14 protein-coding genes and 1 pseudogene are annotated in these 18,594 nt (G+C 67.2%); 5 read left to right on the forward strand and 10 right to left on the reverse strand.

Translation table 11 applies throughout. The features are described from left to right. Window positions 1-407, forward strand: a pseudogene (locus tag KDK82_RS32865) (hypothetical protein); the annotation flags it as partial. A 38-nt stretch (window positions 408-445) separates the two neighbouring features. On the opposite strand, the gene KDK82_RS21285 reads toward KDK82_RS32865, so the two are convergent. The 9 genes from KDK82_RS21285 to KDK82_RS21325 all read right to left on the reverse strand — a co-directional run bounded on the left by KDK82_RS21285 (window position 446) and on the right by KDK82_RS21325 (window position 15,113). Next, a complete protein-coding gene (locus KDK82_RS21285; protein ID WP_012203430.1) occupies window positions 446-1,537 on the reverse strand; it encodes a ribonucleotide-diphosphate reductase subunit beta in 1,092 nt (363 codons plus the stop codon). A 206-nt stretch (window positions 1,538-1,743) separates the two neighbouring features. Further along, a complete protein-coding gene (locus KDK82_RS21290; RefSeq protein ID WP_034390517.1) occupies window positions 1,744-4,665 on the reverse strand; it encodes a ribonucleoside-diphosphate reductase subunit alpha in 2,922 nt (973 codons plus the stop codon). 529 nt (window positions 4,666-5,194) lie between these two features. Beyond that, window positions 5,195-5,830 (reverse strand): 1,6-anhydro-N-acetylmuramyl-L-alanine amidase AmpD, encoded by a 636-nt coding sequence (gene ampD, locus KDK82_RS21295; RefSeq protein WP_088166122.1) that lies wholly within the window; start codon window positions 5,828-5,830, stop codon window positions 5,195-5,197. Further along, a complete protein-coding gene (locus KDK82_RS21300) occupies window positions 5,817-7,364 on the reverse strand; it encodes a sigma-54 dependent transcriptional regulator (RefSeq protein ID WP_088166123.1) in 1,548 nt (515 codons plus the stop codon). The genes ampD and KDK82_RS21300 overlap by 14 nt, the downstream gene beginning before the upstream one ends. Further along, entirely contained in the window at window positions 7,364-9,127 is a 1,764-nt protein-coding gene (locus KDK82_RS21305) for a PAS domain-containing sensor histidine kinase (RefSeq protein ID WP_088166124.1), read from the reverse strand. The genes KDK82_RS21300 and KDK82_RS21305 overlap by 1 nt, the downstream gene beginning before the upstream one ends. 2 nt (window positions 9,128-9,129) lie before the next feature. Continuing rightward, the gene (locus KDK82_RS21310) at window positions 9,130-9,399 is read right to left on the reverse strand and encodes a PP0621 family protein (protein WP_088166125.1); all 270 of its coding nucleotides are present in this window, start codon (window positions 9,397-9,399) and stop codon (window positions 9,130-9,132) included. After that, window positions 9,396-10,211: an inner membrane protein YpjD gene (locus tag KDK82_RS21315; protein ID WP_012203436.1), complete on the reverse strand. Its 816-nt coding sequence runs from the start codon at window positions 10,209-10,211 to the stop codon at window positions 9,396-9,398. The genes KDK82_RS21310 and KDK82_RS21315 overlap by 4 nt, the downstream gene beginning before the upstream one ends. 83 nt (window positions 10,212-10,294) lie before the next feature. After that, window positions 10,295-11,221, reverse strand: a complete 927-nt coding sequence (locus KDK82_RS21320) for a diguanylate cyclase (protein ID WP_088166126.1) — start codon at window positions 11,219-11,221, stop codon at window positions 10,295-10,297. Further along, window positions 11,214-15,113: a response regulator gene (locus tag KDK82_RS21325; protein WP_088166353.1), complete on the reverse strand. Its 3,900-nt coding sequence runs from the start codon at window positions 15,111-15,113 to the stop codon at window positions 11,214-11,216. The genes KDK82_RS21320 and KDK82_RS21325 overlap by 8 nt, the downstream gene beginning before the upstream one ends. Before the next feature lie 257 nt (window positions 15,114-15,370). Here KDK82_RS21325 and ffh point away from each other — a divergent pair, with 257 nt between their 5' ends. From ffh to KDK82_RS21340, 3 genes are all read left to right on the forward strand, one after another. Then, window positions 15,371-16,765, forward strand: a complete 1,395-nt coding sequence (gene ffh, locus KDK82_RS21330; RefSeq protein WP_012203439.1) for a signal recognition particle protein — start codon at window positions 15,371-15,373, stop codon at window positions 16,763-16,765. Window positions 16,766-16,871: 106 nt separating this feature from the next. Beyond that, the gene (locus KDK82_RS21335; RefSeq protein WP_012203440.1) at window positions 16,872-17,426 is read left to right on the forward strand and encodes a C40 family peptidase; all 555 of its coding nucleotides are present in this window, start codon (window positions 16,872-16,874) and stop codon (window positions 17,424-17,426) included. A gap of 80 nt (window positions 17,427-17,506) precedes the next feature. Beyond that, window positions 17,507-17,902 (forward strand): helix-turn-helix domain-containing protein, encoded by a 396-nt coding sequence (locus tag KDK82_RS21340; protein WP_088166127.1) that lies wholly within the window; start codon window positions 17,507-17,509, stop codon window positions 17,900-17,902. Window positions 17,903-17,950: 48 nt separating this feature from the next. Here the strand turns inward: KDK82_RS21340 and KDK82_RS33470 are convergent, their stop codons facing one another. Further along, complete coding sequence (locus KDK82_RS33470) at window positions 17,951-18,325, reverse strand: DUF1266 domain-containing protein (protein WP_368731470.1); 375 nt, start codon at window positions 18,323-18,325, stop codon at window positions 17,951-17,953. A 5-nt stretch (window positions 18,326-18,330) separates the two neighbouring features. On the opposite strand from KDK82_RS33470, the gene KDK82_RS33475 reads away from it, so the two are divergent. Further along, window positions 18,331-18,426 carry an MYXO-CTERM sorting domain-containing protein gene (locus KDK82_RS33475; RefSeq protein WP_368731471.1) on the forward strand — a complete coding sequence of 32 codons (96 nt, stop codon included), beginning with the start codon at window positions 18,331-18,333 and terminating at the stop codon, window positions 18,424-18,426. Window positions 18,427-18,594 lie beyond the last annotated feature (168 nt).

The raw sequence follows: 18,594 nt of genomic DNA on the forward strand, positions 1-18,594 counted from the left end.
TGGCAGGAGCGGCAGCCTTCTTCGCAGCAGGAGCAGCAGCCTTCTTGGCAGGAGCGGCAGCCTTCTTTGCAGCAGGAGCAGCAGCCTTCTTGGCAGCAGGAGCTGCAGCCTTCTTCACAGCAGGTGCAGCAGCCTTCTTGACGGGTGCTGCCTTGGCAGTGGCCGTGGTTTTCTTCACGGTTTCAGCCTTGGGAGCAGCCGCCTTTTTGGCAGTGGTTTTCTTGTCGGTGGGGGCCTTGGTGGAGGCCGTCTTCTTCGCAGTTGCCATCATCTTCTCCTTCGTTGATTTGCACAAAACACTTCGGGGTACGGGGCTCCGAAGCGATCCAAAGCGATGTGGAGTGACGCATCGCAATGAACACGGAGACGCCCCACGCCGCAACACCATCGGTATTGCAAAAGCGTGAAGCGCGTCATGGTTCGCATTGTGCCTGCAGAGAAGCGATTAATCCCAGGAAAGTGCGCCGCCGGTTTGATACTCGATGACGCGTGTCTCAAAGAAGTTACGTTCCTTCTTCAAATCGATCATCTCGCTCATCCAGGGGAACGGGTTTTCCTCGTTGGGGAACAGGGCCTCAAGGCCGATCTGCGTGGCGCGGCGGTTGGCGATGTAGCGCAGGTAGCCCTTGAACATCGATGCGTTCATTCCGAGCACGCCGCGCGGCATGGTGTCCTCTGCGTAGCGGTATTCCAGCTCGACGGCCTTGACGAAAAGCGCCGTGATTTCTTCCTTGAATTCGGGTGTCCACAGCTGTGGATTTTCGAGCTTGAGCTGGTTGATCAGGTCGATGCCGAAGTTGCAGTGCATGGACTCGTCGCGCAGGATGTATTGGTACTGCTCGGCGGCGCCGGTCATCTTGTTTTGGCGGCCCAGTGCAAGGATCTGCGTGAAGCCCACGTAGAAGAACAGGCCCTCCATCAGGCAGGCGAAAACGATCAGCGACTTGAGCAGGGTCTGGTCGGTTTCGAAGGTGCCGGTCTTGAAGGCGGGGTCCATGATCGCTTCGATGAAGGGGATCAGGAATTCGTCCTTGTCGCGGATGGAGGGGACTTCGAGATAGGCGTTGAAGATCTCGCCCTCATCCAGGCCCAGCGACTCCACGATGTACTGGTAGGCGTGGGTGTGGATGGCTTCCTCGAAGGCCTGGCGCAGCAGGAACTGGCGGCACTCGGGCGCCGTGATGTGGCGGTAGGTGCCCAGCACGATGTTGTTGGCGGCCAGCGAATCGGCCGTCACGAAGAAGCCCAGGTTGCGCTTGATGATGCGGCGCTCGTCCTCGGTCAGGCCGTTGGGGTCCTTCCACAGGGCGATGTCGCGGTTCATGTTCACTTCCTGCGGCATCCAGTGGTTGGCGCAGGTGGCCAGGTACTTTTCCCAGGCCCACTTGTACTTGAATGGCACCAGCTGATTGACGTCGGTCTTGGCATTGATGATGCGCTTGTCGGCGGCATTCACGCGCTTGTGTGTGGTACTCGGCGCAGCCTCCGCGCCGCTGGGCGTGTTCGAGAGGGTGGCGTCGTCGTCAAAGGTCAGCATTGCAATTTTCTCCGGCATGCCCTGGGGCATATGTTCAGTTCATTCGGTGCGAAAGAGTCCTCTCTTTCTGCTCCGGTCAATGTAGGACCATGGGTGGCCTGGCGTGTTGAGCAGGCCCAAGGTCCATGGCGAAGATCCTGCGCATGGCGCTGGCTGGCGGGCAGGGCGCGGGGCCTGCGCCGTGGCGAGGCCCCGCGCTGCGCGGCTCACTGGCAGGCTTCGCAGCCGGGATCGTCGATGGCGCAGAACTTGATGTCCGTCGCCGGTGCCTGGGCGCGTGCGGCGGCTGCCGCGGCTTCCAGGGCGCTGGAGGTGTTCACGGCGGCAGGCTGTGCGGCGGCGGCCGAGGGCACGGCGTTGAGCACGCGGCTTTGCACCGTGGACTTCTCGATGTTGGTGGCGCTGGTGGTGCGCAGGTAGTAGGTGGTCTTCAGACCGCGCAGCCAGGCCAGCTTGTAGGTGTCGTCCAGCTTCTTGCCCGATGCACCGGCCATGTAGATGTTCAGGCTCTGGGCCTGGTCGATCCACTTCTGGCGGCGCGCAGCGGCCTCGACCAGCCAGGTGGGCTCGACCTCGAAGGCGGTGGCGTACAGGCTCTTGACGTCCTGGGGCACGCGGTCGATGGGGCGCAGCGAGCCGTCGAAGTGCTTGAGGTCCATGACCATCACGTCGTCCCACAGGCCCAGGCGCTTCAGGTCACGCACCAGGTACTGGTTGATGACGGTGAACTCGCCGGACAGGTTGGACTTGACCGACAGGTTGCCGAACGAGGGCTCGATGGAGGCATCGACGCCGACGATGTTGGAGATGGTCGCCGTGGGCGCGATGGCCACGCAGTTGGAGTTGCGCATGCCGTGCTGGCCGATCTTGGCGCGCAGGGCATCCCAGTCCAGGCGCGAGGAGCGGTCCACTTCCACATAGCCGCCGCGTGCCTTCTCCAGCAGGTTCAGCGTGTCCAGCGGCAGGATGCCCTGGTCCCACAGCGAGCCCTTGTAGCTGGAGTACTGGCCGCGTTCCTTGGCCAGCTCGGTGGAGGCCCAGTAGGCGTAGTAGCAGATGGCTTCCATCGACTGGTCGGCGAACTCGACGGCCGCGTCGCTGGCGTAGGCGATGCGCATTTCATAGAGCGCATCCTGGAAGCCCATCAGGCCCAGGCCCACCGGGCGGTGGCGCAGGTTGGAGTCCTTGGCCTTCTGCACGGCGTAGTAGTTGATGTCGATCACGTTGTCCAGCATGCGCATGGCCGTGGTGATGGTCTTGCGCAGCTTGCCGTGGTCGATGGCGCCATCGACGATGTGGCGCGCCAGGTTGACCGAGCCCAGGTTGCAGACGGCGGTCTCGGTGTCGCTGGTGTTCAGCGTGATCTCGGTGCACAGGTTGGACGAGTGCACCACGCCGGCGTGCTGCTGGGGCGAGCGCACGTTGCAGGGGTCCTTGAAGGTGACCCAGGGGTGGCCGGTCTCGAACAGCATGGACAGCATCTTGCGCCACAGGTCCATGGCCGGGATGCGCTTGAACAGCTTGAGTTCGCCGTTGTCGGCCTTGGTTTCGTAGGCCTTGTAGGCGTGCTCGAAGGCGGCGCCGAAGAGGTCGTGCAGGTCGCCGACATCGGAGGGCGAGAACAGGGTCCAGTGGCCCTTTTCCATGACGCGCTTCATGAACAGGTCGGGAATCCAGTTCGCCGTGTTCATGTCGTGCGTGCGGCGGCGGTCGTCGCCGGTGTTCTTGCGCAGTTCGAGGAATTCCTCGATGTCCAGGTGCCAGGTCTCCAGGTAGGTGCAGACGGCGCCCTTGCGCTTGCCGCCCTGGTTCACGGCCACGGCCGTGTCGTTGACCACCTTGAGGAAGGGCACCACGCCCTGCGACTCGCCGTTCGTGCCCTTGATGCGCGAACCCAGGGCGCGCACGCGCGTCCAGTCGTTGCCCAGGCCGCCGGCGAACTTGGACAGCAGGGCGTTTTCCTTGATGGACTCATAGATGCCGTCCAGATCGTCGGGCACCGTGGTCAGGTAGCAGGAAGACAGCTGCGAGCGCAGCGTGCCGCTGTTGAACAGCGTGGGCGTGCTGCTCATGAAGTCGAAGGACGACAGCAGCTCGTAGAACTCGATGGCGCGTGCATTGCGGTCCTCTTCCTGCAGCGCCAGGCCCATGGCCACGCGCATGAAGAAGGACTGGGGCAGCTCGATGCGCGTCTTGCGCACGTGCAGGAAGTAGCGGTCGTACAGGGTCTGCAGGCCCAGGTAGTCGAACTGCTCGTCGCGCTCGGCCTTGATGGCGGCAGCCAGGCGGGGCAGGTCGTAGTTCAGCAGCTCGGGGTTGAGCAGCTCGTTGTCCACGCCCTTGCGGATGAAGCCGGGGAAGTACTCTGCGTAGGCCGCCTGGATGTCGGCCGGATGCACGTCACGGCCCATGACCTCGCGCACGATCGTGTGCAGCAGCAGGCGGGCGGTGACGTAGGTGTAGTCGGGGTCTTTCTCGATCAGCGTGCGAGCGGCCAGGATGGAGGCCTTGAAGACTTCTTCGATCGGCACGCCGTCGTACAGGTTGCGCAGCGTCTCGGCGACGATGGGGGCGGCCTGGATATCGGCGTTGAGGTTGCGGCAGGACGCCTCGATCAGCGCCAGCAGGCGGGCCTGGTCCAGCGGCACGCGCTGGCCGTTGTCGGTCACATGCAGCACGGGCGCCGGTGCGGCGGCGGCAGCCGCTGCGGCCTCGGCGGCCTTCTTTTGCTCGGCACGTTCCTGGTTGCGGCGGTCACGGTACAGCACGTAGGCGCGTGCCACGTCGTGGTGGCCGCCGCGCATCAGGCCCAGTTCGACCTGGTCCTGCACATCTTCAATATGGAAGGTGCCGCCGCCGGGACGCGAGCGCAGCAGTGCGCGAACCACGGCCTGGGTCAGCTCGTCCACGGTCTCGCGCACGCTGGCGGAGGCCGCGCCCTGGGCACCGCGCACGGCCAGGAAGGCCTTGGTCAGCGCGACGGCGATCTTTTGTGGCGTGAAGGGCACCACATCGCCGCTGCGGCGGATGATCTGGTAGCCGTCCTGCACGGACAGGTGATGGGCGGAGGAAGGATTGGCAGCATCACCGTGCGCAGCGGGAGCCAAAGAATTCAGTGCTTCTTGCATGAGTTTCCTCAACGGGTGTTTGTGGATAGAACGGACGCGGACCTGCACTTGGGGCAGGCTTGCTGGGAGATGGAATCGGGGTCGGATGTACACACCGTTTTCACAGGGTGTGCACAGCTTGTGAACACTAGATATGGTGTCCAGCGTGCTTCTGGGCACTACCTGTAGTGTATCGCCGTCTCATGTACACGGGGTACTCACAGCCGGAAAACCGCTGTTTGCGCTGCGCCAAACGGGTGCGCAACCTACAAGCCAATAGCAGCAAAGGCCCGCTGCGCCGTGGCTTGCGGGCGATGGTCCGCCGCAAGCCGCTGCAGCCTTGGCCCTGCGCCGGTCGGACCGCTGAAAGCCCCATGGACAGTGGGGCTGCGACACATGCGTGAATTTGTAAAAAATGATCAGGCAGCCGCTGCGTGCGCCGGGCGCGCCACATCGGTTGCTTTCTGGATTGACAGACCCTTTGTCCTCTGCCTGTGGACAAGCGGGGTTTTGCGCAAGATCTGGCGGTGCCTGCGATGAGGGTGTGCGCTTACGTGGAGGGCTGGCCCGAGCCCGGCGGCAGCTGCCAGTTGGCCGTGGCAGGGTGATGGGCCAGCAGCCCGCGCAGCCGGTGCCAGTCGAAGCCTGCGCCCGGATCGTATTTGCGGCCCGGCGCGATGTGCTCATGGCCTGCGAGATGGGCCACGGGGTAGCGCGCCGCGATGGCGTTGCACAGGGCATCGAGCGCCGCGTACTGGGCCGGCTCGAACCGCAGGCCCTCCAGGCCTTCGAGTTCTATGCCGATGGAGTCGTCGTTGCAGCGGTCGCGGCCCCGCCAGCAGGAAGCGCCTGCATGCCAGGCGCGCGCATCGCAGTCCACAAACTGCCAGACCTCGCCCTGGCGCGTGATGAAGAAATGCGCCGACACCTCCAGGCCGCGTATCCCCTGGTAGTAAGGGTGGGCGTCCCAGTCGAGCTGGTTGGTGAACAGTTGCTGGACCGCACCCGTGCCGTACTCGCCGGGGGGCAGGCTGATGGAGTGCACGACGACCAGATCGACCAGCGCCTGGGCCGGGCGCTCGCCAAAGTTGGGCGAGGGCAGGTGGCGGGCCTGCTGCAGCCAGCCGCCTTGCCAGGTCCAGGCCGGGGCCTGGGTGGCTTGCGCCTGCGGATCAGGACTCGCCATGGCCGCCTCCGTCCGCCTCGGCGCTGGCATCGCCGGGCAGGGCGATGTTCAGCCGGTCGATGCGGTAGCGGATCTGGCGCAGGCTCAGGCCCAGGCGCGCGGCGGTGGCCGTGCGGTTGAAGCCGTTTTCCTGCAGCGCCTGCACCAGGATGCCGCGCTCGCGCTCGTCCAGCCAAGCCTGCAGGTCACGGGGCAGGTCGGCATCGGCTGGCTCTGGCGATAGCGGGCCGCCTGGCGGCACGGGGCGCGAAGGCGAGAGCGAAGGAGAGGGCGAGGCGGATGCAGGCGGTACGGGCGGGGCTGGCGGCGTGCCGCAGGGCAGCTGCATCTCGGGATCTATGCGCAGCGGTCCGTCCTCGCCCAGCGTGATGGCGCGGTGCAGCAGGTTCTCCAGTTCACGCACATTGCCGGGCAGGGGCAGGCGGGCGATCTGCTGCACTGAAAGCTCGTCGATCTCGGGCATGGGCAGGCCGGATTCCTGCGACAGCCGTGCCAGCAGGGCGCGGCACAGGGCGGGCAGGTCTTCGCGGCGTTCGCGCAGCGGGGGCAGCAGTACCTCGATGACATTGAGGCGGTAGTACAGGTCCTGCCGGAAGCGCCCCTGCTGCACATCGGCAGCCAGGTCGCGGTGGGTGGCGCTGACGATGCGTACATCGGCCGCTTCCTCCTGTGCGGAGCCCAGGGGGCGCACGCGGCGCTCCTGGATGGCGCGCAGCAGCTTGGCCTGCATGGCCAGGGGCAGGTCGCCGATCTCGTCCAGAAACAAGGTGCCGCCGCGCGCAGCCTGGAAGTAGCCGTCGCGGTCCTGGGTGGCGCCGGTATAGGAGCCCTTGCGCGCGCCGAAGAACTCGGCCTCCAGCAGGTTTTCGGGAATGGCGCCGCAGTTCACGGCCACCATGGGGCCATGGGCGCGCTGGCTGCAGGCATGCAGCGCGCGGGCCACCAGCTCCTTGCCCGTGCCCGACTCGCCATGCACCAGCACCGGCGCCATGCCGCGCGCCACCTTGGCAATGCGCTGCTTGACGGCCTGCATGGCGGGCGACTCGCCGACCATGGCGTCCAGTGCGCCGCTGCCGTTGAGCACCGGGCTGGCGGCGGGAGCGGCCGAAGGGCTGCGCGCCGGCATCACGCCCGGGGCCGGCACACCGCCCACGCCCTGGGCGGCCGAGGCCACGACCAGGCGGAACTGCTTGAGGTCCACGGGCTTGGTCAGGTAGTCGAAGGCGCCTGAGCGCAGGGCCTCGACGGCGTTCTCGGCGGAGCCGTAGGCCGTCATGACCACGCAGCGCTCGCGCCGCTGCTGGCTGCGCAGGTCCTGCAGCAGCTCCATGCCCATGCCGTCGGGCAGGCGCATGTCGGTGATGACCACGTCGAAGCGCTGGGTCTGCAGTTGCTCGCGCGCCTCGCCCACGCTGGCGGCGGTTTCCACGCGGTAGCCTTCGCGCAGAAGGGTCAGTTCATAGAGGGTGCGCAGATCCGGCTCGTCGTCTACGACAAGGATCGATGCGGCAGCGGGCAGGGAGTTCAAAGGCATCACACCACAATCTGATCAAACAGGGAGGCCGGCAGGGCCGAGGCCGGGCCGGCACGGAACACGATGCTGAAGGCATTGCCCTCGACAGGGCCGTGCGGCGTGGGCCGCGACAGCCGCTGGTAGCTGATGCTGGCATCGTAGCGCTGGCACAGCTCGCGGCAGATATACAGGCCCAGGCCGCTGGAGCGGCTTTCCGAAGAGAAGAAAGGCTCGAACAGATGGCGTTGCACCGTGGGCTCCAGCGCGGCGCCGTCGCTCCAGACCTGTAGCCAGATCTGGCCGCCGGCCGGCGCGCCGGTCAGCACCTGCAGCGTGTGTGGCTCGTGGGCGTTGCTGCGGTAGCGCCGGGCGTTGTCCAGCAGGTTCACCAGGATGCGGCGCAGATGCTCGCCATCGAACACCACGGTCTTGTCCCTGGCGTCCAGCAGGAGCTGGATGCTGTGCGCGGGCTGGCCCTGGGCCTGCCATTCCTGGCAAACCTGGGCCACATGCTGGTCCAGGGCCAGCAGACCGGCATGCGCCTCGCCAATGTGCTGCTGGGCCCGGGCGATGTTGAGTACGTCCTCGACGATGCGTGCCAGGCGCTCGGCATTCTGGCCCACGATGCGGCACAGCTGCTGCTGGGCCGGATCCTGCGCCAGATCCTCGGCCAGCAGGGCATTGGCCTGGGTGATGGCGGCCAGCGGATTGCGGATCTCGTGGGCCACGGCGGCCGACATGCGGCCCATGGAGGCCAGCTTCTCCGTGCGCAGCCGCGCCTCCATCTCGCGCAGATCATGCAGAAAGACCACGCACAGCTGCTGCAGCAGTGCGGGCTCGGTCGCGTCGGCGGCGTCGGATGGGGTGGCGACCTCGGTCAGCCAGGTGCGCAGGTGCAGGCCCGTCATGCCTTCCTGGCCGATGGACTGCAGATGGATGGCGGCCGAGATGGGCAGGTTCTGGGCAAAGCTCTGGGCCACGGCGTCCTGCAGCCGCTGCCAGCCGGAATGCTCCTTGAGGGCGAAGGGCAGGGCATGCGCGTCGGCCAGCCCCAGCAGGTGCAGCGCGGCCGGGTTGGCCTGCTGCACGCGGAACTGGGGATCGACCACCAGCACGCCTTCGCCCAGGTGGCGGATCACCAGGGCATTGACCTGTTCCTGCGTCTGGGCCTTGCGGCTGCTGTGCTGGGCCAGGTGGCGCTCGCGCCGCACGCGGCGTGCCAGTTCGTGCGTCAGATAGGCCACCGCGAAATAGCCTGCGCAGGCAAAGCTGGCCTGGTAGTAGGCCTGGGTGCTTTCTATGCGGCCAGCCACGTCCTGCCATGCCACCCAGCCCAGGGTCAGCAGCGTGACGCTGGCCGTGGTGGCCAGGGCCAGCGTCAGATTGCCCAGCACGGCCGAGATCAGGATGGGAATGGCCAGCAGGGCCGAGTAGTTCAGCGGCCCGGTCTGCAGCATCTGCAGCAGGCAGATGACCGCGATGTCCACGCCGATCACGGGCAGCCAGTGCACGCCGGCGCGGGGCGATGGCGGCTGGGCGCGTGCCGTCAGCCGCAGCAGCAGCGTCAGCCCCAGGTAGCCCAGGCAGACCAGCCAGACCAGGGAATTGCCGCCGGGCTGCACGCTGAGCAGCGCCAGCTGCAGCAGCAAAAGCGCAGTGGCGATGAGCACGCGGCCGGTCAGGAAGCCCTGCCATAGCCGGACAAAGGGGGCGTTGGCGTCGTGCGGCGACTGCGCCGCGGCCTCGTCGATGGTGGGTGGCTGGGGGGGGGCCGCGTCCTGCATGCTCAGCGCCGTTGCGCCAGGGTGCGGTGCTCTGCGCTGCAGTAGCTGCGGCCGGCTGCCTCGATGGCCTCGCTGCGCGGCAGGTGCAGGCCGCAGTGCGCGCACTCGACCATGTCCTGTGGAGCCGCCAGCGGCGCATTGGCCGGGTTGGCCGGGTTGGCCGGGTTGCGTGGCGCAGCGGCGTGGCGCCGCTCGCGGGCCTCGGCACGGCGCTGGCTGCGCCAGATGCCGACAGCCACGATGATGACGATCAGGACCAGCAGGTACTTCATGTGGTGCGCTCCAGCAGCACTTCCATGACGAAGCGCGATCCCGCATAGGCCAGCAGCAGCAGCAGGGCGCCTGCATAGAGCATGCGCACGGCGCTGCGGCCACGCCAGCCAAAGCGCGCACGGCCGATCAGCAGCACGGCAAAGGTCAGCCACGACAGCAGCGAGAACACAGACTTGTGGTTCCAGACCCAGGCCTTGCCGTAGAGCTGCTCGCCGAACAGCCAGCCTGCGGCCAGCGTGGCCGTGAGCAGCACAAAGCCTGCGGACACGAAGCGGAAGGTCAGGCGCTCCAGCGTGAGAAGCGGCAGGCCGCTGTCATGGCCACCGCCGCCCAGCCGCATGTGCTGCTCGGCGCGTGTCATCAGCGAGGCGTGGACCACGGCGGCCGCGAACAGTCCGTAGGAGGCAATGCCCAGTGCCAGGTGCAGCGGCAGCCAGGGCGAGGCGTTGACATGCAGGGGCGTTCCCGGAAACAGCGCGGCCATGAGCACGGCGGCCGTGCCCAGCGCGGACAGCGCCAGCTGCGCGCGCATCTTTGGGAACAGCTGCTGCTCGACGCCATAGACGGTGAGCACCAGCCAGGCCGTCATGGACAGGGCCGGTGCGAAGCCGAAATGAGGCTGCTCCCCGAGCAGGCCCCAGGCCAGGGCCAGGGCGTGGAGCACCCAGGCCAGGCGCAGTGCAATGCGGGCGCCGGCCTGGCTGATGCGTCGGGCGCCGGCGGCTGGCACGGCATAGGCCACGGCTGCGGCAAGCGCCAGCATCCAGCCCAGGGGCGATACGTTGGCGGAAATCAGGGGGACGGAGAGCATCTTTCAATGATAGCTGTGGCTTTCCCGCCGCCGGTTGTGCAGGCTCAGAATCCGGGTGCCATGCCGTGGTTCGGCGCGCATTTTCAGGGCTCCACGGCTGCCTCGATGCGATTGCGCCCCTGGGCCTTGGCCTGGTAGAGCAGGCCGTCCGCCTTCTGCAGCCAGGTTTCCAAAGGCGCGGCAGACGGCTGCCGCACGGTGAGTACGCCGCAGCTGACGGTGAGCTGCGGCGCCGTGGGAGAGGCGGCGTGGGCGATGGACAGGCGCAGCACTTCCTGGCGGAAATGTTCGGCCATGGCCGGGGCGTCGCTTTCGCCGGGGAGGATGAGCGCGAATTCCTCGCCGCCAAAGCGCGCGGCCAGGTCGTAGGGCCGGCGCGCATGGCGCTGCAGCGCGGCAGCCACGGCCTTGAGCGCCTCGTCCCCCTGCAGATGGCCATAGCAGTCGTTGTATTGCTTGAAGTGGTCTATATCAATGAGAGCCAGGCCCACGGGCTCGCCGGTGCGCAGGCTGCGGCGGTAGGCGCGCTCCAGCACGTCGTCGAAGTGGCGCCGGTTGGCCAGGCCGGTCAGCCCGTCCACCATGGCCAGGCGTTCCAGGGCCTGGCGCTGCAGGGCCAGCCGTATCTGGTTGCGTACGCGCACCTCGACCACGGCGGGGCGTATGGGCTTGGAGACATAGTCGGCCGCGCCCAGGCGCAGGCCGTATTCCTCGGCCTCGGCATTGCTCTGTCCGGTGATGAAGATGACGGCGATATGGGCGGTGCGCTCCTGCGCGCGCAGCGCACCCAGCACCTCGTAGCCGTTCATGCCGGGCATGGCCAGGTCCAGAAGGATCAGCTGCAGGCGGTGGGCTTCGCGGTGGGCGATCACCAGGGCGCCAGGGCCGTCCTTGGCCAGCAGCACTCGGTAGTGGGGGCTCAGCAGCTCGGCCAGCATGCTGCGGTTCAGCCGCTCGTCGTCCACGATGAGGACCGTGGGCAGCTCCGACCCGGTCAGGGCGTCAAGCATCTGCAGCTCCCTGTAGGGCCATCCGGTTCGCGGCCATGCTCCGCGCCAGCTGATCGAGCGCCTGCAGCGCCGCCTCGGTTTCCAGGGACTCGGTGCAGCGCTGGATGCGCTGCAGCACGGACGCATGGCGCCCGCTGACCAGGGGCCGCAGCCGTTCCAGTTCGGCCACGGCGGCATAGTCGCTGTCGGCAATCTGCAGCCGCAGCCGAGCCAGCGTGGATGAGACTTCCTCTGCGGTCATCGGCTGCCGCTGCGGCGGCGGCGCAGCGCTGGACACCGTGACCAGGGGTGGCAAGGCCGCCTGCCTGGACCGCACGGCGATTTCCGCCAGCAGGCCCTGCAGCCCATCGGCCAGCGCCTGCACCAGGGATGGCAGATCACCGCTGGGCCGGGCATTCCCGCCATTGCCGTCGCCTGACATGCAGGCATGCGCGCCGGTCTCGGCCATGGCCGACCATTGCTCCAGCAGGTTCGCGCCCAGGTAGCCCAGGCTGCCCTTGAAGGTATGCGCCAACGACGCCACGGTTGCCCAGTTGCCGCTGCGCGCGGCGCGGCGCAGCTGTTGCGGCGCATCGGCAAAGTCCTGGGCAAAGCCTTCGATCGCATGCAGCATGCGCGGCGATTGGCTGGCAAGGCGTTGCCGCAGCTGCACAGGATCCCAGGCCGGGGCAGGGGTTGGCGGCGTGGGCTTGAAGGGCGGGGCCGGCGCAGGCGCTGCCGTTGTCGGGGGGGCTGCGCGCAGGCAGCGCTGCAGCGTCTCGTACAGCAGCACATCGTCAACGGGTTTGGTCAGATGGGCATTCATGCCTGCGGCCTCGATCCGGGCGCGCTCCTCGACATAGGCCTGTGCAGTCAGCGCGATCACCGGAAGATGCCGCAGCGCGCTGCGCGTGCGCAGGGCGCGCGTGGCACTGAGGCCGTCCATGCCGGGCATGTGCACGTCCATGAGCACGGCATCGAAAGGCTGGCTGTCGAGCAGCTGCAGCGCCTGCAGACCGTCTTGCGCAGTCTGTACTGATATGCCTGCCTGCTCCAGCAGTTCGGTGGCCACCTCGCGGTTGAGCACGTTGTCATCCACCACCAGCACCCTGCGCCCAGGCAGGCCCGGGTAGCGCTGCTGTGGCGACGGGCCGGCCGCCGGGTCTTCAGGCTGGGTCGATTCGGGGTCCCGCAGCGCCTCACGGATGCAGGACCTCAGTGCCGATGCGGTCAGGGGCTTGATCAGCAGGCCCCGCAGGCCCCGAAGGCCAAACTGCGCGGCACGCAGCTGCACTTCGTCGCGCCCGAAGGCCGTGACCATGAGCGCAGCCGGGGTCTTGACCAGGTCCTGTCGCTCGCGCATGCGGCGTGCCAGCTCCAGTCCGTCCATGCCGGGCATGCGCCAGTCCAGCAGGGCCAGGCCATAGGGGGATTCCTGGCGTGCGGCCTCTTGAAGCATTCCCAGCGCCTGCATGCCGTCCGCCGCTGTATCGCAGCGCATGCCCAGTTTGCGCACCATGGTGGCCAGCGCCTCGCGCGCGCTGGCGTTGTCATCTACGATGAGAACGCCGGTGCTGCCCAGGTTGTCGTGGCCGTCCAGCAGCGCATCCGTGGCAAGCCGGACCTTGGCCGTGAAGCGGAAGTCGCTGCCCTGGCCGGGCTGGCTGCACACGCCGATCTCGCCGCCCATGAGCTGCACCAGCCTGTGGCAGATGGCCAGGCCCAGGCCGGTGCCGCCGTGGCGGCGCGTGGTCTGGATGTCGGCCTGGGTGAAGGGCTGGAACAGCCGCTCGGCCCGCGATGCATCCAGGCCTATGCCGGTGTCGCGCACGCTCACGCACAGGTGGTGCAGGGGCGCTGCCGTGGTGTCCGCATCGGCATCCGCAGGCGCGTCCACCGGTGGCGGCTCCAGATGCAGGGAGATCACCACCTCGCCATGCTCGGTGAACTTGATGGCGTTGCCGACCAGGTTGGTCAGCACCTGGCCCAGGCGCATTGGGTCGCCGCGCAAACGGGGCGGCAGGTGCGGGTCCAGCGCATAGACCACTTCCAACCCCTTTTCCTCTGCGCGCAGCGCCGTGGAGGCCGTCACGGTCTCCAGCACATCGTCAAGGGCGAAGTCCACTTCCTCCAGCGCCAGCATGCCCGCCTCTATCTTGGAGAAATCGAGGATGTCGTTGATCACGGCCAGCAGGGCGCTGGCCGAGCGCTCCACCTTCTCCAGGTAGCCGCGCTGGCGCGATGTCAGCGCGGTCTGCTGCACCAGGCGCGTCATGCCGATGACGGTATTCATGGGTGTGCGGATTTCGTGGCTCATGATGGCCAGGAAATCCGATTTGGCGCGTTCGGCCGCTTCGGCGGCTTCCTTGGCCTGCCGCAGCGCCTGCTCGGCCTCGCGCTCGCGGGTGATGTCCAGCATGATGCCGTCCCAGACCATGCCCTCCTGACAGCGCCGGGGGGCCGAGCGGCAGCGCAGCCAGCGGATCTCTCCGTCGGGCTTGATCACGCGAAAGCGGCAATCGAAGACCCGCAGCGTATCGATCGAGCGTTGCATCATCCCCTGGTAGAGCGGCAGGTCCTCGGGATGGATGGCATTCAGGTAGACCTGCCGATCGGCCATGATGGCGTGGGCCGGCACGCCGATCAGGTTCTCTATGCCGGCGCTGATGTAGCTGAGCCGCAGTTGCGTCAAGCCGCCTTCCAGGCGGTAGATGGCGCCGCTGGGCAGGTTGTCGGCCAGGGCTTCGAGGCGCATGCGTGCGTCCTCGCGTTCGGACAGGTCCTGCAGCGTGCCGCTGAGCGCGACGATGCGGCCTTGCTCGTCGCGCAGGGCCCGGCCCATGAGGCGGGCAGCGAACTGCCGGCCGTCCGGGCAGCGCTGGACCACATCGATGCTGTAGGACTGGCCGGTGCTGATGCACAGATCCACGGCAGCGGTGAGCCGGGCAAGATCCTGCGGCCCGAGCATGGCGCGCAGGGCCTGGCGCGTCAGTGGCGGACCCTGGGGGTCCAGGCCGTTCATCACATACATCATCTCCGAGGCCTGAAAGTGCCCGGTGTCCAGTTCCCATGTCCAGCTGCCCAGGCGCGCCAGCTGTTCGGCCTGGCGCAGCACGTCGTAGCTTTTTTGCAGCTGGGACTCGGTCTGGCGCATGAGGGTGATGTCGCGCGCAATGCCCAGCACGCCCACGGTCCGGCCCTCGGCATCGCGATAGGGAATCTTGGTGGACTGGAAGATGCGGCGCTGCCCGTCGACCAGCAGATGATCGTCCATCACCACGGGTGCATCGCTGTCCAGCACCCGGCGGTCGCTGTCGGTGAAGCTGCTGTCGGAGAAAAGCTCCTGGTCGGTCTTGCCCACGACGTCTTCGGGCGCGCGCCCGGCAAAGCGCGCTGTGGCGGGGTTGGCGAAGGTGTAGCGGCCCTGCCAGTCCTTGGCGAAGACCAGGTCGGGCGTCTCGCGCATCACGGTCTCCAGCAGGCGCGTCGAGTCCTGCCACGGCCAGGTGCGGTTTTGCAGGTGCGGCTCAAGCTGCGCATTGGGCTGGCCGATCGGCTCGTCCTGGCCGGTGCGCTCGCTGAGGTCGTGCCAGGTAGTGAAGAAAAGCCGCCTGCCCGACAGTGACAGGCAATGGACATGGATCTCGGCGGGCAAGCTGCTGCCATCGCGGCGGATCAGCCGGCCTCGCAGACGGGCCTGGCTGTCCACGACCATGTCCCGCCAGAAATCACGCGGCCGTCCATCCAGGTCCAGCCATAGGTCCATGATGCCCAGCCCCAGCATGGCGGCCTTGTGATGGCCCAGGCTGGCGCAGGCCTGGGCATTGGCATCGAGCAGGCCGCCCTGCTCGTCAAACAGAAGAAAACCGTCGGACACACGGTCCAGGAACTGGCGATACGGCGTATCAGGCATGAAGACTCCCAGGCGGTAGCAAGCCAGCATTGCGGAATGTGATAGCCATAAACTATGGAAACATTGCGCATGTTACTGCTGGCCGGTGCCTGCCGTGGGGCACGGAAGGCCGGTACTTACCCCGGCAGGGGCAGCGGGTAGAATCATCGGGATCTGCAGGGTCCGTGCCGCGACCCGGCCCCACTTGGCCACCTGGCCCCGGCTGGCTCGCTGCAGCACACCTTTTCCTTTCCGACGACTCCAGTTCCTCCCCGCTTATGGCCTCCGCTCTGACCGACAAACTTTCGCGACTCGTCAAGGAGATGCGCGGCCAGGCCCGCATCACCGAATCCAACGTGCAGGACATGCTGCGTGAAGTGCGCATGGCCCTGCTCGAGGCCGACGTGGCCCTGCCCGTGGTGCGCGACTTCGTTGCGCGCGTCAAGGAAAAGGCGCTGGGCCAGGAGGTGCTGGGCTCGCTGCAGCCGGGCCAGCTGCTGGTGTCCATCGTCAACAAGGAACTCGCCGCCACCATGGGCGAGGGCGTGGCCGATATCAATCTCAATGCCCAGCCACCGGCCGTCATCCTGATGGCCGGCCTGCAGGGCGCCGGCAAGACCACGACCACGGCCAAGCTGGCCAAGCACCTGATCGAGCGGCGCAAGAAGAAGGTGCTCACCGTGTCGGGCGACGTGTACCGCCCCGCCGCCATCGAGCAGCTCAAGACCGTGACCGCCCAGGCCGGTGCCGAGTGGTTCCCCTCTACGCCCGACCAGAAACCCCACGACATCGCCGTGGCCGCGCTGGACTACGCCAAGCGCCACTTCTTTGACGTTCTGCTGGTCGATACGGCCGGCCGCCTGGCCATCGACGAGCTGCTGATGGCCGAGATCAAGGATCTGCACGCCACGCTCAAGCCGGTCGAGACCCTGTTCGTCGTCGATGCCATGCAGGGCCAGGATGCGATCAACACGGCCAAGGCCTTCAAGGAAGCGCTGCCCCTGACCGGCATCGTGCTGACCAAGCTCGACGGCGACTCGCGCGGTGGCGCGGCGCTGTCGGTGCGGCAGATCACGGGTGCCCCCATCAAGTTCGCCGGCGTGTCCGAGAAGATCGACGGCCTGGAGGTCTTCGACGCCGACCGCCACGCGCAGCGCGTGCTGGGCATGGGCGACATCGTGGCCCTGGTCGAGCAGGTCACCAAGGGCGTGGACATGGAGGCCGCTCAGAAGCTGGCCGAGAAGGTCAAGAGCGGCGACGGCTTCGACCTCAACGACTTCCTTGCCCAGATCCAGCAGATGAAGCAGATGGGCGGCCTGTCCAACCTCATGGACAAGCTGCCGGCCCAGCTCACGGCCAAGGCCGGCCAGGTGGACATGGACAAGGCCGAGCGCGAGATCCGCCGCAAGGAAGGCATCATCTGCTCCATGACTGCCAAGGAGCGCAAGAAGCCCGAGATCATCAAGGCCACGCGCAAGAAGCGCATTGCCGATGGCGCGGGCGTGCAGGTCCAGGAAGTCAACCGCCTGCTCAAGGAGTTCGAGCAGATGCAGGAGATGATGAAGAAGATGAAGGGCGGCGGCCTCATGAAGATGATGAAGCGCATGGGCGGCATGAAGGCCATGAAGGGGATGATGGGCGGTGGCGGCGGCATGCCCAAGCTCCCGTTCTGATGGGCACCGCCTGAGCCGCCGGGCCGCGTGCTCTTTCCCGCCAAGCCGCAGCGCAGCCTGCGGCTTTTCTTTTGGCCGCGAGGGCTTTGTGAGAACATGCAGCGCCATGAAGGCTGGTGTTTCGACTTCCCTTGCGGTGTCTCCGGTGACCGGGGCGCGGCTCTCGCGCCGTGACTGGGGTCTGCTGGCGGCCGCCGTGCTGCTGGCTGGCTGCTCGTCCGCACCACGCAAAGGCTCGGGCCCGGCGCCGGTGCCTTCGCCGCAGGCGCTCAATCTGGACGGTGAATTGCGCGAGGCGCTGCTGGCGCGCACCATGCTTGTGGTCAACACGCCCTATACCTATGGCGGCAATTCGCCCGAAGGCGGTTTCGACTGCAGCGGCCTGATCCAGTGGGCCGTGGGCGGCATCACCGAAAACCGCCTGCCGCGCACCACGGCGCAGTGGGCGCAGTTCAGCAATCCCGTGGGCAGCCGCAGCCTGCAGCGCGGCGACTTCGTGTTCTTCAACACCCTGGGCGCGCGCTATTCGCACATGGGCATCTTTGTCGGCAACGGCCAGTTCGTGCATGCACCGTCCAGCGGCGGCACGGTGCAGCGCGTGCGCATGGACAACACCTATTTCGCCAAGCGCTTCACCGAGGCGCGCAGCATCTTCGCCTGAACGCTGGCCGGGCGACGGGTTTGAGCCGGGTCTTCAATCGATGAGTCAATCAAGATTCCAGGGAAATCCAGGGTGTCGGAATGCGTAACAAGCTCGAATTCGCACTGCGCCTGCGCCAGGCCATCGAGGCTGCGGGACTGGAGCCCCGGCCCAGCGTGCTTCTGAAGCTGTTCAATTCCAGTTACTGGGGGCCGCCGATCTCCTTCCAGGCGGTCTCGCGCTGGCTGAACGGCGAGGCCGTTCCCGAGCAGGACAAGCTGGTGCTGCTGGCGGGTTTGCTCGAGGTCGAGCCCGATGTGTTGCGCTATGGCGAATCAGCCCAGCGGTCCCTGCCGTCGCCGCTCGAATGCCAGGAGCCGGGCGTGGGCTATCTCGAACGCGAAACCTTCGATGCCTTTCTGAAGCTGCCCGCGCCTCAGCGCCAGGTGGTGCGGGAGGTGATCCTCACCTTCGCCAAGGTGCATGGCGAAGGCTGAGCACCGGGCAGGGTAGGCAGTACAGGCGGCGCACCCGCCTGGCGGCAGTCACCGGACGGCCTGCTGCTGCCAGGGCATGGCATGCCAGGGGTGGCGCGGATCGGCCACCCACTGCTGCACTTGCTCAGGCGTCACGCTGCGCCCCAGCACGTCGGCGCGGCCACGGGCCAGCCACTGGCTGCGGCCGCGTGCGTAGGCCTGGCCGAAGGCCTGCCAGCTGTCAAAGCAATCCCGCGCGCGGCATGCGTTCAGGTGCAGGATCTGCTGGTGCAGGGCCTCGTCCACCCAGCCCAGCAGCCAGGCGCAGCGCACATGGAAGGCCACGCGCGCGCAGGCAAAGGCCATGGCGGCATGGGGATCGTCACCGGCCTGCAGGCGCTGCAGGTCCAGCGTGAACCAGCGCTGGCGCAGGCCATCGGGCAACTGGCGTGCGATCTGGGCATCGTCCAGGTCGGTGCGCAGGCCCAGGTGGTGCAGCACCATGGGGCGCAGCTGGGTGGTCAGTGCGGAGTCGGCGCCGTTGAGCTGCCGGTCCGCAAAGCCGCCCTGAATGGCGTGAAAGGCCATGGGATGGGCCAGGGCCAGGGCCCAGTCCAGTGCCGCGTCACCGCTGCGGTAGCTGCTGAAGTCGCCGCGTTGGCGCGACGCACGCATGCGCCGCAGGCCGGCGCGCACTGCCCACCAGAGCAGTG

Origin of the sequence: Delftia sp. K82, assembly GCF_002193035.1 — a bacterium.
In the GTDB taxonomy this organism is placed as follows: domain Bacteria; phylum Pseudomonadota; class Gammaproteobacteria; order Burkholderiales; family Burkholderiaceae_C; genus Comamonas; species Comamonas acidovorans.